Origin of the sequence: Aestuariivirga sp. (assembly GCF_037139295.1) — a bacterium.
In the GTDB taxonomy this organism is placed as follows: domain Bacteria; phylum Pseudomonadota; class Alphaproteobacteria; order Rhizobiales; family Aestuariivirgaceae; genus Aestuariivirga.
The window spans coordinates 1-14,418 of record NZ_JBAXGR010000080.1 but is presented as its reverse complement, the minus strand read 5'-3'; the positions used below and the strand labels follow the sequence as shown (position 1 = coordinate 14,418).

Below are 14,418 nucleotides of genomic sequence, written 5' to 3'. Positions count from 1 at the left end.
GCGTTCATGACTTCGGCCAGGGTGGTCTTCTCCAAAGCGGAGAGATAGAGGGAATAGGCCTTGTCGAAGGCGATGCGGAGTTCGCAATGCGACTCATCCCGGCAGTCCTCGCAGCGGCGGTAGGCGGTGCGCGACAGGCAGGGCAGTGGTGCGATGGGGCCGTCCACGGTGCGCAGCAGGGGCCCGATGTGGATCTTCTCCGGGTCCTTCAGCATCTCATAGCCGCCGTCGCGGCCACGGCGGCTGGTGATGTAGCCCGCGGCCTTCAGCGACAGCAGGATCTGCTCGAGGAACTTGCGCGGCAGCTTTTCCTGTTCGCAGAGCTGGCGGATCTGCAGGCCTTCGCCGGGCTTCGCCCGGGCGAGGGCGACCATCGCCTTGAAGGCATAGCGGGCGCGCTGTGAAATCATGCCTTCAGAAATAGGCGCTGGATGGGGTCGATTGCAAGTGAAGGCTGGGATTCGCCGCTTGCCCGGGCCGTAACGCCAGTGTTAAGGACGGTCGCCAATCTTCACCTGACTCCAATTCGCCTGAGAGGTTGGCCCATGCCGAGGCAGATCCCCGAATATTTGACCTTCGACGACGTGCTGATGAAGCCCGGCGCCTCTTCCGTGCTGCCTGCCCAGGTGAAGACGGGAACGCGGCTGACAAAGACGCTGAAACTCTCGATTCCCATCATTTCCGCTGCGATGGACACGGTGACGGAGGCTCCCCTCGCCATCGCCATGGCGCAGGCCGGGGGCCTCGGCATCATCCACAAGAATCTCGAGCCCTATGAGCAGGCCGAGCATGTGCGCCGGGTGAAGCGATTCGAATCAGGCATGGTGGTGAACCCCATTACCATCGCGCCGGATGCGACCCTGGGCGACGTGCAGGCGCTGAAGGAGAAGCACCGCATCTCCGGCATTCCCGTTGTGGACAACAATGGCAAGCTCTGCGGCATCATCACCAACCGCGACGTCCGCTTCACCACCGACCTCAACATGAAGGTGGCGGACCTGATGACCAACCAGAACCTCGTCACCGTCAAGGCCGGCGTGGACCGCGCCGAGGCGCGCCGGCTGCTGCACAAGTATCGCATCGAGAAGCTGATCGTCGTCGATGACGACTTCAAGTGCGTGGGCCTCATCACCGTCAACGATATGGAAAAGGCCGCCGACCATCCGCTGGCCGCCAAGGACGAGCAGGAGCGCCTGCTGGTGGGGGCAGCCACCGGCACGGGTGATGCAGGCTTCGAGCGCGCGGCCATGCTGGTTGATGCGGGTGCCGACCTCATCGTCGTCGACACGGCGCATGGCCATTCCGAAAACGTGATCCGCCAAGTCACCCGCCTCAAGGAGCTGTCCAACAAGGTGCAGATCGTGGCGGGCAACGTGGCGACCGCCGAAGCCGTGAAGGCGCTGATCGGCGCGGGTGCGGACGCGGTGAAGATCGGCATCGGCCCCGGCTCCATCTGCACCACGCGCGTTGTTGCGGGCGTGGGCGTGCCGCAGCTCTCGGCCATCATGGACTGCGCGGAAGAGAGTGCCAAGCAGGATGTGCCGGTGATCGCCGACGGCGGCATCAAGCTGTCGGGCGATCTCGCCAAGGCGCTGGCCGCAGGCGCGGAAGTCGCCATGATCGGCTCGCTGCTGGCGGGCACCGATGAGAGCCCGGGCGAGGTCTATCTCTACAATGGCCGCAGCTACAAGGCCTATCGCGGCATGGGTTCGGTGGGAGCCATGGCGCGCGGCTCCGCTGACCGCTACTTCCAGCAGGAGGTGAAGGACAGCCTGAAGCTGGTGCCCGAAGGCATCGAGGGCCAGGTGCCCTACAAGGGGCCGGTGGGCGCGGTGCTGCACCAGCTGGTGGGTGGGCTTCGCGCCGCCATGGGCTATGTCGGTGCGGCTGACCTCGCCGAGATGCGTGAGCGCGTGCAGTTCATCCGCATCACCTCGGCTGGCATGCGCGAGAGCCACGTGCATGACGTGATGATCACCCGCGAGGCGCCCAACTACCAGCGGCAGAGCTGAGGCATGACCATCGTCCAGTGGCTGCTGCTGCCGGTCTTCGTGCATGTGGCGTGGGTGACCAGCCTCGGCATGCGCATGGGGCGCGCCCGCACGCGGGCGGTAAAGGAAGGCCGGGTGCGGATCAAGGACGTGTCGATCGACAATTCGCGCTGGCCGGATGACGTTCGCAAGCTGTCCAACAACTATGACAGCCAGTTCCAGCTGCCGGTGCTGTTCTATGCGCTGCTTCCGCTCATGATCCTGCTGGTCAAGGTGGACTGGCTGACGGTGGTGCTGGCATGGCTGTTCATCGCCAGCCGCATCGTCCACAGTGTCATCCACACGGGCAACAATGTGGTGATCCGCCGCTTCCGGGCCTTTCTCGTCGGGTTTATCACCATCGCCACCATGTGGGGCTGGTTCGCCCTCCGCCTCTATGTGATCGGATAGCAGATGCGTCTCGCAGGCCGCGTCTCCGCGGCGATTGACGTTCTCACCGAGATTTTCGGGCGCCATCGTCCGGCATCCGAGGCGCTGAAGGACTGGGGCAAGGCCCACCGCTTCGCCGGCTCCACTGACCGCCACGCCATCGGCACGCTGGTCTATGACGCGCTGCGCCGCCGCAATTCACTGGCCTTCCGGATGGGCGAGGACGTCCCGCGCGCGCTGGCGCTTGCAGGCCTGCGTGACGTCTGGGGGCTCTCGACCGAGGCCATCGCGGCCATGGCGGAAGAAGAACACGGGCCGGGCAAGCTGACGGCCGAGGAGCGCAAGGCACTCGACCGCGCTCTTCCCGCCGTTCTGCCGGTGCATGTCGCGGGCGATGTGCCCGAGTGGCTGGCGGCGTCCTATGAGAAGGCCTTCGGCGGCCAAGCCGCGGAGGAAGGCGCTGCCCTTGCCCAGCGCGCGCCGGTTGACCTGCGAGTCAACTTGTTGAAAGCGGATCGCGGCCAGGTGCTCTCCGCTCTGGAACGTTTCGGTGCCGTGGAAGGCCCGTGGTCGCGGCTTGCCGTGCGCATTCCGGCGACCGGCCCCGACACCCGCAACGCCAATGTCGAGGTGGAGCCTGCCCATGGCATGGGCTGGTTCGAAGTTCAGGATGCGGGCTCGCAGGTGGTGGCGTTGCTGTCGGGTGTGCGACCCGGCATGAGCGTGGCCGACATCTGCGCGGGTGCCGGTGGCAAGACGCTGGCGCTTGCCGCCATGATGAAGAACGAGGGCAGGCTCGTCGCCCATGACCTCGACCGCTTCCGCCTGCGCCCCATCTTCGAACGACTGACACGTGCCGGCGTCACCAACTGCGAGGTGATCTCGACGCAGGACAAGGGCAAGCTCGAGGCCGCTGGTCCCTTCGACTGCGTGGTGATCGACGCGCCATGCTCGGGTTCAGGCTCGTGGCGGCGGAAGCCGGACGCCAAATGGCGCCTCACGCCGAAGCAGTTCGCGCAAAGAATCAAGGACCAGGCCCAAGTGCTTGAAAACGGGTTCCAATTGGTGAAACCGGGCGGCACGATCCTCTACATCACGTGCTCGGTGCTGCCGGAGGAGAATACCGAGCAGGTTGCCGCTTTCCTGAGTCATCACAAGGAGATGCGAATCATTCCTTACAAGGAACATTGGGAGCGCATGATCGGCGGCGAAGCGCCGGTCTCGGCCGATGGTTCGCAGGACACGCTGCTGCTCACGCCCGCCCGGCATGACACGGACGGGTTCTTCATGGCGGTGATGAAGAAGGGATAGTTCGAGACCCATCATGGCCGGGCGTGTCCCGGCCATCCTTTGTGGGCGCCGGAAAAGGATGCGCGGGTCAAGCCCGCGCATGATGAGTTGGGGGCGCTGCCCTACATCACCTTCCGCGCAAGGAACCGTGCCATGGCGCGGAGCGTCTCTTCGCTCACGTGGTGCTCGATACCCTCGGCGTCGATGCGGGCGGTTTCCTCGGACACGCCCAGCGCCAGCAGGAAGGCCTCGACGATCTTGTGCTTCCGCCTCCCGTCCTCGGCCATTTTCCAGCCTTCGCCGGTGAGGAAGATGGAGCGGTAGGGTTCCTGCGTCACCAGGCCTGCGTCCTGCAGGCGCTTCAGCGTCTTGACCACGGTGGCATTGGCCACGCCCAGTCGCATGGCCACATCGGACCCGCGTGCTTCACCCTTTTCGTCGATCAGGTCGGCGATCAGTTCCACATAGTCCTCCGCCAGTTCGGAGGAGTGGTCGGCCCTGATCCTCTGGAAGGCGGCAGAGCGTATCTTGGACGCGCCTGGTTTTTTCGTCCGCTGCGGCAATGGGGGCTCCTCGACGATTTGAGAATTAGCCCATTGCAATAGGTTTAGCCAATGCTAAACTTTTGCTCATGGCCGACCGCGTGAGCACATCCACCGAATTGCCGGAAGAAACGGGCTGGCGCCGCGGCCGGGGCGAGCCGCCTCTGGTCGACGTGTTCCGCACCGTGCGCGTGGCGGAGAAGGGTTCGCTCTTCCGCCGGGCCATGGCTTTCGTGGGGCCGGGCTTCCTTGTGGCAGTGGGCTACATGGACCCCGGCAACTGGGCCACCTCCATCGCGGGCGGCGCGCAGTTTGGCTATTCCCTGCTCACCGTGGCGCTGATGTCCAACATCATGGCCATCATCCTGCAGTCGCTGTGCGCCCGGCTCGCCATCGGTTCGGGCCGCGACCTGGCGCAGGCCTGTCGCGATGCCTTTCCGCGCCCCGTGGCATGGATCCTCTGGCTCTTCGCCGAGATCGCCATTATCGCCACCGACATCGCCGAGGTGGTGGGCACCGCCATCGGACTCAACCTGCTGTTCGGCATCCCGCTGGAACTGGGCGTGATCATCACCGCGCTCGACGTGTTCCTGATCCTGTGGCTGCAGCGCCTGGGCTTCCGCTGGATCGAGGCCTTCATCATCACCCTGCTCGGCGTAATCTTCCTGTGCTTCCTCGTGCAGATCGCGCTGGCCGACCCGAACTGGGGGCAGGTGATCCGCGGCTTCGCGCCCACCACCGAGATCATCCACAACCCGGCCATGCTCTACCTGGCGCTCGGCATCATCGGCGCCACCGTCATGCCGCACAACCTTTACCTCCATTCCGGCATCGTGCAGACGCGGGCCTATGGCGAGAGCCTGCCTGAAAAACGCGAGGCCCTGCGTTTCGCCACCTGGGATTCGACCACGGCCCTGATGTTCGCGTTGCTCATCAACGCTTCAATCCTCATCCTGGCGGCGGCCACCTTCCATGCCTCGGGCCAGACGACGGTGGCCGAGATCGGCGAGGCGCATTCCATGCTGGCGCCGCTTGTGGGCTCGCTGCTGGCGCCCAAGCTCTTCGCCATCGCGCTTCTGTGCTGCGGCCTGAATTCGACCGTTACGGCAACCATGGCGGGCCAGATCGTCATGGAGGGCTTCCTCGACATCAGGCTGCCCGCCTGGGCGCGCCGGCTGATCACCCGGATCGTGGCCATCATCCCGGCGGCAGCTGTGACGCTCTATTACGGTGTGGAGGGAACGGGGATGCTGCTGATCCTCAGTCAGGTCGTTCTGGCCTTCCAGCTGCCCTTCGCCATCGTGCCGCTCGTCATGTTCACCCGCGATCGCGCCAAGATGGGCGTCTTCACAGCACCGGGCTGGCTCACGGTGGTGGCCGGGCTGATCGCCCTCATCATCATTTCACTCAACGTCAAGCTGCTGTGGGACATCGCTTTCGGCTGATTTCGGCCTAAACGGGGGTTTAGGGAGACCTAACGTGGGTTTGTGCAGGCCGATTTAAACCCCAGCCCAATAGATATCTCGCATTGCAGCAACTAGGTGAAGCTTGTTCGCTGATGCAGCGGACGGCCCAGCGCCGGGACCGGTCGGTCCGCGCGGGTGCACAACATGAGACAACCAAGATTGGAACATGAAATGAAGCGAGTTCTCTTTGCTCTTCCGCTGATGGTGATGGCTTCTTCCGCTTTCGCGGCAGGTCTTACGGTGACCAACCACAGCGGCCTGCCCATCGACGAGCTGACCGTGTCGGCCGCCGGCGCGAACGCCTTCGGTGCCAACCTCATGGACGGAATCAAGGAAGGCGCCCTCGATGACGGCAAGACTGTCGCCATCGCCGAAGTTGCCGACGGCACCTATGACTTCAAGATCTCCGCTCCGGACGAAGGCGTGCTCTGCACCATCAAGGACGTGAAGTTTATAGGCTCCAAGGTCGAGTTCACGGCCGAGCTCGGCAAGGCCTGCAAGTAAGCCTTCCCGCACAGGTAGCGGGGTGCCATGACGGCCCCCCGGCATCCTCCTTGCCGGAAAATCCCATTTCACGAGGTTCGCGATGAAGAAGAATTTGGCCGCCGTACTGGCCTTGGCCGTCGGCGTGGGCATCATCGGCGCTGGCGCCGGCCTCGCTGCTGGCACCGCCGACGACATGATCAACGCTCGCCAGGCGGAGATGAAGGTCAACATGAAGGCCATGAAGGACCTCGTGTCGATGCTCAAGGGCGAAACCAAGTATGATACCGCTGCCGTGCAGGCCGCGGCAAAGTCGATCACCGATGCCCAGGCCGAAGGCGTGGCGAAGGATGTGTGGAACGCCTCCTCACTGACCGGTGCCACCGTCAAGACCGGTGCCAAGGCCGAAATCTGGACTGACGCCGCCGGCTTCACCGCCGCGTGGAAGGACCTCGACACTGCCGTTGCGGCGCTGAACGCCAGCACCGACGAGGCCTCGTTCAAGGCTGCCTTCCCCGGTCTCGGCGCATCCTGCAAGGGCTGCCACGAGAAGTTCCGGCAGGCCGAATAAGGATCAAGCCATGACGCGCCGTGCCAAGCTACTGACATTCCTTGCTGTCTTCGCCGTTGCGGGGCTTGGCATTGCCTGGGGGATGAGTGTTCCTTATCCCCTGACGGCGGCCGATATCCCGGCACACACGCCGGACATTGCCAATGGTAAGGAACTGTTCAACGCGGCCGGCTGCCTGTCCTGCCACAAGCCCAGTGCCGACCTGAAAAACGTCGACGCCTCGCTGCCTGCGGGCGGCACGGCCTTCAAGACGCCGGTCGGCACCTTCTATCCGCCCAACCTGACGCCCGACCCGGAAACCGGCATCGGCAAGTGGACGGATCTCGAATTCGTCAATGCCGTGCAGCGCGGCATCTCGCCCGAGGGCGAGAACCTGATCCCCGCCTTCCCCTACACGTCCTATGCGCGGATGAAGACCTCCGACGTGCTCGACATCAAGGCCTATCTCGACTCGCTCACCCCCGTGGTGGCGCCCGAGAAGACGGCGGATATCCCGGCGCCCTGGCTGCTGCGCCGCGGCGTGGGCATCTGGAAGCACATCGCCTTCGACACGGATGACTGGCAACCGGACCCGACCCAGTCGGCCGAATGGAACCGCGGCGCCTATATCGCCAACGGGGCAGGCCACTGCAACGAATGCCACACGCCGCGCAACATGTTCATGGCCTTCGACTGGTCGAAGCAGTTCCAGGGCGGCCCGCATCCGGGCGGCGAAGGCAAGGTGCCCTCGCTGCGTGACCTGATCGGCCGTGGCAAGTATACCGACGCCGCAGACCTCACCACCGCCTTCCAGAACGGCGAGATGATGGGCTACGAGCACATGTCCTCAGGCGGCATGGGCGAGGTGCAGTCCAACCTCTCCAAACTGGCCGAATCGGACGTCAAGGCCGTGGCGGATTACATCTCCAGCCTGAAATAGCAGGGCGAGGGCCGGGGCATCTTGCAGACTCCGGCCATCTTCCTTAATGACCCGCCATGCAAGACCGCATCCTCATCATCGACTTCGGCTCCCAGGTCACCCAGCTCATCGCCCGGCGCATCCGCGAGGCGGGGGTTTACTCGGAGATCGTCCCCTTCCAGTCCGCCGAAAAGGCGCTGGACTGGCCGGGCCTCAAGGGCATCATCCTGTCGGGTGGCCCCGCCTCGGTGCATGAGGGCGGCAGCCCGCGCGCGCCGGACAAGGTGTTCACCAGCGGCCTTCCCGTTCTCGGAATCTGCTATGGCGAGCAGACCATGTGCGCCCAGCTGGGTGGCAAGGTGGAAGCATCCGACCACCGTGAATTCGGCAAGGCCTTCGTCGAGGTGAAGGAACCCAACGCGCTGTTCGACGGCGTGTGGGAAACGGGCGAGCGCCACCAGGTGTGGATGAGCCACGGTGACCGCGTCACCGCCATTCCGCCGGGCTTCAAGGCTATCGCCACATCGGAAGGCGCGCCCTTCGCGGCCATCGCCGACGAGCGCCGCCAGTTCTATGCCACGCAGTTCCACATGGAAGTGGTGCACACGCCGGACGGCGCGAAGCTGCTCGCCAACTTCGCGCGCGACATCTGCGGCTGCAAGGGCGACTGGTCGATGGCCCACTTCAAGTCGGAGATGGTGCACAAGATCAAGAAGCAGGTCGGCCTCGACCGCGTGATCTGCGGGTTGTCAGGCGGTGTGGACTCCGCCGTCACCGCCGTGCTGATTCATGAGGCGATCGGCGAGCAGCTCACCTGCATCTTCGTCGACCATGGCCTGATGCGGCTGAACGAGGCGGACGAAGTGGTGAAGCTGTTCCGCGAGGCCTATAACATTCCGCTCGTTCACGTGGATGCCTCCAAGCTGTTCCTCAAGGAACTGGAAGGCGTTACCGACCCCGAGAAGAAGCGCAAGATCATCGGCAAGCTGTTCATCGACGTCTTCGAAGCGGAAGCAAAGAAGATCGGCGGTGCGGCCTATCTTGCACAGGGCACGCTCTATCCGGACGTGATCGAAAGCGTCTCCTTCACCGGCGGCCCCTCCGTCACCATCAAGTCGCACCACAATGTGGGCGGGCTTCCTGAGCGCATGAACATGAAGCTCGTGGAACCCTTGCGCGAACTGTTCAAGGACGAGGTGCGCCTGCTCGGCCAGGAGCTTGGCCTGCCGCCGCATTTCGTCGGCCGCCATCCGTTCCCGGGTCCCGGCCTCGCCATCCGCATTCCGCATGATGACATCACCACTGAGAAGCTCGACATCCTCAGGAAGGCGGATGCCATCTATCTCGACGAGATCCGCAAGGCCGGCCTCTATGACGCGATCTGGCAGGCCTTCGCCGTGCTGCTGCCCGTGCGCACCGTGGGCGTGATGGGCGATGGCCGCACTTACGATCGCGTGCTGGGCCTGCGCGCCGTGACCTCGACCGACGGCATGACGGCGGAAAGCTATCCCTTCGACCACGCCTTCCTCGCCCGCGTCTGCACCCGCATCATCAACGAGGTGCGCGGTGTGAGCCGTGTGGTCTATGACGTGACGAGCAAGCCGCCTGGGACAATCGAGTGGGAGTAGGGGATTGGCGTGGTCTGGCGTAGGGTGGCGTGGAACATCGTATAAAAAACAATACCTTGTCGTCTCTTTCATTGATGATCAGCCTTGTATCATCAATTGGACCACGCGCTTCGGAAAGTGGTTGGATTTACAAGGCTTATTCTCCGGTTTGCCGCCAAGGTGTCCTGCCCAGCGAAGAGATTTGACGGTTGTTTTGACGGCATCTTTGATCTCCGATCTCGGAGGCTGAAAGGATACCGTCATAGATTTACGCGTGCTGCCGGTATCCAACTTTCAATTTTGAAATGCACGCCAGCCAAAACCAAAAGACTGTCAGATAGAGCGCATAGCGCTGACGGTCTTTTCCGTAGGGCGGCTTGCTCTTGAAAATGCGTTGGGAGGGGTAATTCATAGCCTGTTCGGCACGTTTTGACGCCCGAAAGGTACGACTGGCAGGCCCGTTTTTCGGAGAAGGATCTGTTGACAAATTTGCGTCATAATGGCTATAAATTACCCATTATGACGCAGAATTATAGACTCTCCATGCCGCCTCGCCAGCACAAAACCGCCAGCTTCCTGTCGGCTCATCCTGTTTTCACCCGGGCTGAGTTCGCGGCCGCTTTTGGGCATCCGGCGGGCGCGGCCAATGTTACGAGCCTGCTACGGCATCATCTGCGCGCCGGCAACATCAAGCGGGTTAGTCGCGAGGTGTTCGCAGCCGTACCGGCCCATCTGGGGCCTGACCGGATGGTAATCGACCGCTTCGTTGCGGCGAGCAAGCTGCGCACCGATGGCGTCCTTGGGTTTCACTCCGCGCTTGAGCTGCATGGCATAGCCTATTCCGAGTTCAACGAGGTCCAGCTCATCAGCGCGGGACGGACCGAACGCGTGGACCTGCCCTTCGGGGTTTGCCGCTTCGTCACTCCGCCCAAGGCCTTGGCGGCAGCCGACAAGGCCGACTACCTGACCACGATCATAGATCGGCAAGGCGTGGCGGTTCGTGTGACCGCGGTCGAACGCACGATCGTCGATGTCCTGCACCGGCCGGAACTCGCCGGCGGCGTCGAGGAAGTCCTGAAGTCGCTGGATCTGGTGCGCTATCTCGACCCGGCGAAGGTCGCCGACTATGTTGAACTACTGGACAACCGATCGCTCGCCTCGGTTTCAGGTTGGTGGCTCGAGAAGCGGCGCGGCGCGCTCGGCGTCACCGACGATGTCCTGGCGCGTCTGCGGGCCCGGCTTCCGCGATCAAAGCACTACGCGCTGAGCGCTGAACCAGGTCATGCCGTATTCATCAAGCCGTGGCGTGTGCTTCTCCCGGCGGAGGCGGTCGATGCCGCCTTTGAAGGTGTGTGATGGTCGCATCGCGAGAAACCCTTCAGGACATCGCGGCAGAGCGGCAGCTCCAGCCTGCGACGCTGGAGCGGGTGATCCGACTGATCGACATTCTCGATGCCTTTGGCGCCGATACGCTGATCGGGCCGCGGATCGCCTTGAAGGGCGGCACGGCGCTCAACGTTTTCCATTCCGATCTGGATCGCCTCTCTGTCGATATCGACGTCAACTATGTCGGCGCGGTCGAAAAGGAGCAGATGGATACGGATCGACCGGGACTGGAGGACCGGATCGAGCGGTTGATGGAATCGAAGGGCTATAACACGCGGCGCGAGCCGTCCGAGCATGCCGGAGGCAAATGGATCTACCGCTATGCCTCCGCGCTCGGTGGGGCGGGGACCATCGAGATCGATATCAATTATCTTTACCGCAGTCCCCTGTACGGCGTTGATCGCATGTCCTCGGCGGCAATCGGATCGCATCGAGCTACAAATGTGCCGGTTCTTGACATTCATGAGATCGTCGCCGGCAAGATGGCCGCGCTGGTCACGCGGCGCACCGCGCGCGATCTGTTCGACGCGCACCGGATCATCGCCATGCCGGATCTCGACTGGGCGAAGATCAAGGCGGCCACCTTGATGATCGGTGCGAGCGCCAAGAGCTTCGATTGGCGCACAGCCTCGCCGGACGACATCGGATGCGAGGTCGGCGACATCACCGGCAAGCTGACCATCTGCCTGCATGACCGGTATTTCGATCGCTTTGGCGGCCCAGCGGCCTGGATCGAGAGGGTCACGGTTGAATGCCGCGAAAGGCTCGCGCCGCTGTTTCAGTTTACAGCGGGCGAGAAGGCATTTCTGGATGGCGTGCTGGAGCGGGGTGATATCGATGCGTCGTCACTGGGTGTTCCGGAAGCCGTGCGCACCGCGATAGAGGCATCTCCCGCGTTGCGATGGAAAGCACAGAACGTCAAAGCTTGGAAATCCGGTGACAAGTCGCTGGTGCCACGCGTGAGACGAGGACGGCGACCGCATGGAGAGCCTACTCCATGAAGACCTGGCTGAGCGGAGATGTGTCGAAACGACTGGCGCTGGGCGGTGACGCCGAGATTGCGCACGAGCTTGGAGTTCGGATCGAACGGATTCGATCCCGTTTAGCCGCAAATGAAGCGGAGCGGAAAGAGCTCAAGGCCGTGCTGAGGGATCTCATGAGCCGGTGCTCGGCGGCGACTGAAAATTATTCAGCGCCCGCCATTGCAGACGCGCCGGGGGTCACGGCCGCGTCATCCACCACGGAAAAGTTCGCGCTGTTTCGGCGCCTATTCGCAGGTCGCCCTGACGTATTCCCTGTCCGATGGGAAAACCGGAAGACTGCCAAGTCCGGCTATGCGCCCGCGTGCGCCAAGGAGTGGGTCAGGGGAATATGCGGTAAGCCCCAGGTCAAATGCGGGGAGTGCCCTAATCAAGCCTTCATCCCGGTCTCCGACGACATAATCGAAAAGCACCTACGCGGCTGCGACAGTCTGCGCCCCTCTGGCGATGACTTCGCCGCGGGCGTTTATCCGCTGCTTCCGGACGAGACCTGTTGGTTTCTTGCCGCCGATTTCGACAAGGAGAATTGGGCGGCCGATGCGTTGGCCATGCTGGAAACGTGCCGCACCAAAGGGGTGCCGGCCGCCCTTGAGCGGTCTCGGTCCGGCAATGGAGGTCACGTCTGGATTTTCTTTTCCGAGCCGGTTCCGGCGCGCACTGCACGACAGCTTGGCGCTGCTATGTTGACGGAGACCATGGAGCGCCGTCCCGAGATAGGATTTGCCTCATATGATCGCTTCTTTCCAAGCCAGGACACCATGCCTGTCGGCGGCTTCGGCAATCTAATCGCTTTGCCATTGCAACGCAGGGCACGCGAGCTTGGGAACAGTGTCTTCATCGACAAGGACCTCCGCCCGTACGACGACCAATGGTCGTTCCTGGCGGCGATGCCACGGCTATCAGGCAATGTTGCATCGGAAATCGTTGCCGATGCCGAGTTGCGCGGCCGTGTTCTGGGTGTCCGGATGCCGGTCGAAGACGAGGATGCTGACAAACCGTGGCGCATGGCGCCGTCACGGCGCCCGAAGACTGGTCCGATAGGCGTTCCTCTGCCGAGCAAGATCACCATCGTGGTCGCCGATCAGCTCTATATCGACCGGGTCGATTTGCCGCCGGCGATGACAGCACGGCTCATACGGTTGGCAGCCTTCCAAAATCCCGAGTTCTATCGCGCGCAATCCATGCGGTTCCCGACCTTCGGCAAGCCACGGATCATCTCTTGCGCCGAACTTCATGCGCGTCATGTTGGATTGCCACGGGGGTGCCTCGATGAAGCCGTTGCGCTGATCCGAGGCGAGGGCGCCGAAGTTGAGGTGGACGACCTCAGGGTGATCGGCAATCCGCTTCCAAGCCGGGTGAGATTCCAGGGGACACTGTACGGCCCACAGGTCAAGGCATTCGACGCCCTCCTGCCGCATGACCATGGCGTGCTCGCGGCGACGACGGCCTTCGGCAAGACGGTTGTGGCTGCCGCGCTCATTGCGCATCGGGGGCGCAATGCGCTCGTTCTCGTCCATCGTCGCGAGTTGCTCACCCAGTGGGTGGAGCGGCTGAGGACATTTCTCGATATCGATCCGAAGGACATTGGCATCATCGGTGGCGGACGCCGGAAGCCGACCGGCATCATTGATGTCGCGCTGATCCAGAGCCTCGTGCGTCAGAGCGAAGTATCAGACCTGGTGGCGGACTACGGTCATCTTGTCGTCGACGAATGCCATCATCTCTCGGCGGCAAGCTTTGAACTGGTGGCTAGGCGGGCAAAGGCGCGGTATGTCCTCGGGCTATCAGCGACCGTAGCTCGCAAAGATGGTCACCATCCGATCATCTTCATGCAGTGCGGTCCTGTTCGACATCGCGTTGATGCGCGTGCGCAGGCCGCCGAGCGGGGGATCAATCACCGCGCCAAGCATCGAGCGACGAAGTTTCAGTTGCTGCCGCCTTTGGCTGCCTCAGATCGCCCTTCCATGCCGGCGGTCTATGCGGCCATAGCGCAAGACGAGCCGCGCAACAACCTGATCTTCGACGATGTGCTGAAGGCTCTCGAAGCAAAGCGGTCCCCTATCTTGCTGACGGAGCGCAGGGACCATCTCGAATACCTCGAGAAGCGCTTTTCGCGCTTCGTGCGCAATCTTGTTGTCCTTCGGGGCGGGATGTCTGCCGGCGAACGCAAGGCGGCTGAGGCTGCCCTACAAGTAGCCGATGACCAGGAACGGCTTATCCTTGCTACGGGGCGCTATATTGGAGAGGGCTTCGACGATCAAAGGCTCGACACGCTTTTCCTCACGATGCCCATATCCTGGAAAGGTACTCTGGCTCAGTATGTTGGTCGTCTGCACCGCCAGCATGACGGGAAGACCGAGGTTCTCGTCGTCGACTATGTCGACGAGCTGGTGCCGATGCTGGCGCGCATGGCAGCAAAGCGGCGAACGGGATACCGGGCGCTCGGTTACACGTTTGAATAGTCCGCCTCTGCGACGGAACCTGTTGGACGCTGGTGAAAACCGCAATGCGCCAATCATGGATTTCGTGAACACTGGTCGCCCGGCGTTGTTGCAAAGATGGAAGTAGCGCCAGCGCTGGGGATAAGGCATGGGGTGCCAGATTAATCCCGCATTCGCCAGATGAAACACTTATTTCTGGCAGACTTTCCACGATTCAGGTATATATATCAGTAGTTTAACCTGAACCACATGAGGCCATCATGGAGAACCTGGC

13 protein-coding genes are annotated in these 14,418 nt (G+C 62.7%); 11 read left to right on the top strand and 2 right to left on the bottom strand.

All coding sequences use genetic code 11. The features are described from left to right. Positions 1-410 (bottom strand): Rrf2 family transcriptional regulator (locus WCJ41_RS16430; RefSeq protein WP_336906917.1); only part of this gene is annotated, 410 nt, incomplete at its 3' end. 135 nt (positions 411-545) lie between these two features. Here WCJ41_RS16430 and guaB point away from each other — a divergent pair. Genes guaB through WCJ41_RS16415 form a run of 3 tightly spaced genes read left to right on the top strand, consistent with a single transcriptional unit; the run spans position 546 to position 3,731 of the window. Further along, complete coding sequence (guaB, locus tag WCJ41_RS16425) at positions 546-2,012, top strand: IMP dehydrogenase (RefSeq protein ID WP_336906916.1); 1,467 nt, start codon at positions 546-548, stop codon at positions 2,010-2,012. 3 nt (positions 2,013-2,015) lie between these two features. After that, a complete protein-coding gene (locus WCJ41_RS16420) occupies positions 2,016-2,441 on the top strand; it encodes an MAPEG family protein (protein WP_336906915.1) in 426 nt (141 codons plus the stop codon). 3 nt (positions 2,442-2,444) lie between these two features. After that, positions 2,445-3,731, top strand: coding sequence for an RsmB/NOP family class I SAM-dependent RNA methyltransferase (locus WCJ41_RS16415; protein WP_336906914.1), 1,287 nt, complete (start codon positions 2,445-2,447; stop codon positions 3,729-3,731). A gap of 101 nt (positions 3,732-3,832) precedes the next feature. On the opposite strand, the gene mntR is transcribed toward WCJ41_RS16415, so the two are convergent. Further along, positions 3,833-4,237, bottom strand: coding sequence for a manganese-binding transcriptional regulator MntR (gene mntR / locus WCJ41_RS16410; RefSeq protein ID WP_336906918.1), 405 nt, complete (start codon positions 4,235-4,237; stop codon positions 3,833-3,835). Positions 4,238-4,353: 116 nt separating this feature from the next. Between mntR and WCJ41_RS16405 the strand changes: the two genes are divergently transcribed. The 8 genes from WCJ41_RS16405 to WCJ41_RS16370 all read left to right on the top strand — a co-directional run bounded on the left by WCJ41_RS16405 (position 4,354) and on the right by WCJ41_RS16370 (position 14,165). Then, positions 4,354-5,697: an Nramp family divalent metal transporter gene (locus tag WCJ41_RS16405; protein ID WP_336906913.1), complete on the top strand. Its 1,344-nt coding sequence runs from the start codon at positions 4,354-4,356 to the stop codon at positions 5,695-5,697. 192 nt (positions 5,698-5,889) lie between these two features. Next, positions 5,890-6,222 (top strand): hypothetical protein, encoded by a 333-nt coding sequence (locus tag WCJ41_RS16400; RefSeq protein ID WP_336906912.1) that lies wholly within the window; start codon positions 5,890-5,892, stop codon positions 6,220-6,222. Positions 6,223-6,304: 82 nt separating this feature from the next. Then, positions 6,305-6,772 (top strand): cytochrome c, encoded by a 468-nt coding sequence (locus WCJ41_RS16395; RefSeq protein WP_336906911.1) that lies wholly within the window; start codon positions 6,305-6,307, stop codon positions 6,770-6,772. Positions 6,773-6,782: 10 nt separating this feature from the next. Further along, positions 6,783-7,691, top strand: a complete 909-nt coding sequence (locus WCJ41_RS16390; protein WP_336906910.1) for a cytochrome c — start codon at positions 6,783-6,785, stop codon at positions 7,689-7,691. A 56-nt stretch (positions 7,692-7,747) separates the two neighbouring features. Then, a complete protein-coding gene (gene guaA / locus WCJ41_RS16385) occupies positions 7,748-9,298 on the top strand; it encodes a glutamine-hydrolyzing GMP synthase (RefSeq protein ID WP_336906909.1) in 1,551 nt (516 codons plus the stop codon). Positions 9,299-9,757: 459 nt separating this feature from the next. Continuing rightward, positions 9,758-10,633 carry a type IV toxin-antitoxin system AbiEi family antitoxin gene (locus WCJ41_RS16380; protein ID WP_336906908.1) on the top strand — a complete coding sequence of 292 codons (876 nt, stop codon included), beginning with the start codon at positions 9,758-9,760 and terminating at the stop codon, positions 10,631-10,633. Beyond that, positions 10,633-11,664, top strand: coding sequence for a nucleotidyl transferase AbiEii/AbiGii toxin family protein (locus WCJ41_RS16375; protein ID WP_336906907.1), 1,032 nt, complete (start codon positions 10,633-10,635; stop codon positions 11,662-11,664). The genes WCJ41_RS16380 and WCJ41_RS16375 overlap by 1 nt, the downstream gene beginning before the upstream one ends. Continuing rightward, on the top strand, positions 11,661-14,165 hold the full coding sequence (locus tag WCJ41_RS16370) for a DEAD/DEAH box helicase family protein (RefSeq protein WP_336906906.1): 2,505 nt from the start codon (positions 11,661-11,663) through the stop codon (positions 14,163-14,165). Before WCJ41_RS16375 ends, WCJ41_RS16370 begins: the two co-directional genes overlap by 4 nt. Positions 14,166-14,418: the final 253 nt, after the last annotated feature.

Excerpts from the sequence above, each read along its gene's own strand:
- WCJ41_RS16395 (WP_336906911.1), top strand. The coding sequence starts at position 6,305 with ATGAAGAAGAATTTGGCCGCCGTACTGGCCTTGGCCGTCGGCGTGGGC.
- WCJ41_RS16400 (WP_336906912.1), top strand. The coding sequence starts at position 5,890 with ATGAAGCGAGTTCTCTTTGCTCTTCCGCTGATGGTGATGGCTTCTTCC.
- WCJ41_RS16370 (WP_336906906.1), top strand. The coding sequence starts at position 11,661 with ATGAAGACCTGGCTGAGCGGAGATGTGTCGAAACGACTGGCGCTGGGC.
- guaB (WP_336906916.1), top strand. The coding sequence starts at position 546 with ATGCCGAGGCAGATCCCCGAATATTTGACCTTCGACGACGTGCTGATG.
- WCJ41_RS16420 (WP_336906915.1), top strand. The coding sequence starts at position 2,016 with ATGACCATCGTCCAGTGGCTGCTGCTGCCGGTCTTCGTGCATGTGGCG.
- WCJ41_RS16375 (WP_336906907.1), top strand. The coding sequence starts at position 10,633 with ATGGTCGCATCGCGAGAAACCCTTCAGGACATCGCGGCAGAGCGGCAG.
- WCJ41_RS16390 (WP_336906910.1), top strand. The coding sequence starts at position 6,783 with ATGACGCGCCGTGCCAAGCTACTGACATTCCTTGCTGTCTTCGCCGTT.
- WCJ41_RS16415 (WP_336906914.1), top strand. The coding sequence starts at position 2,445 with ATGCGTCTCGCAGGCCGCGTCTCCGCGGCGATTGACGTTCTCACCGAG.
- guaA (WP_336906909.1), top strand. The coding sequence starts at position 7,748 with ATGCAAGACCGCATCCTCATCATCGACTTCGGCTCCCAGGTCACCCAG.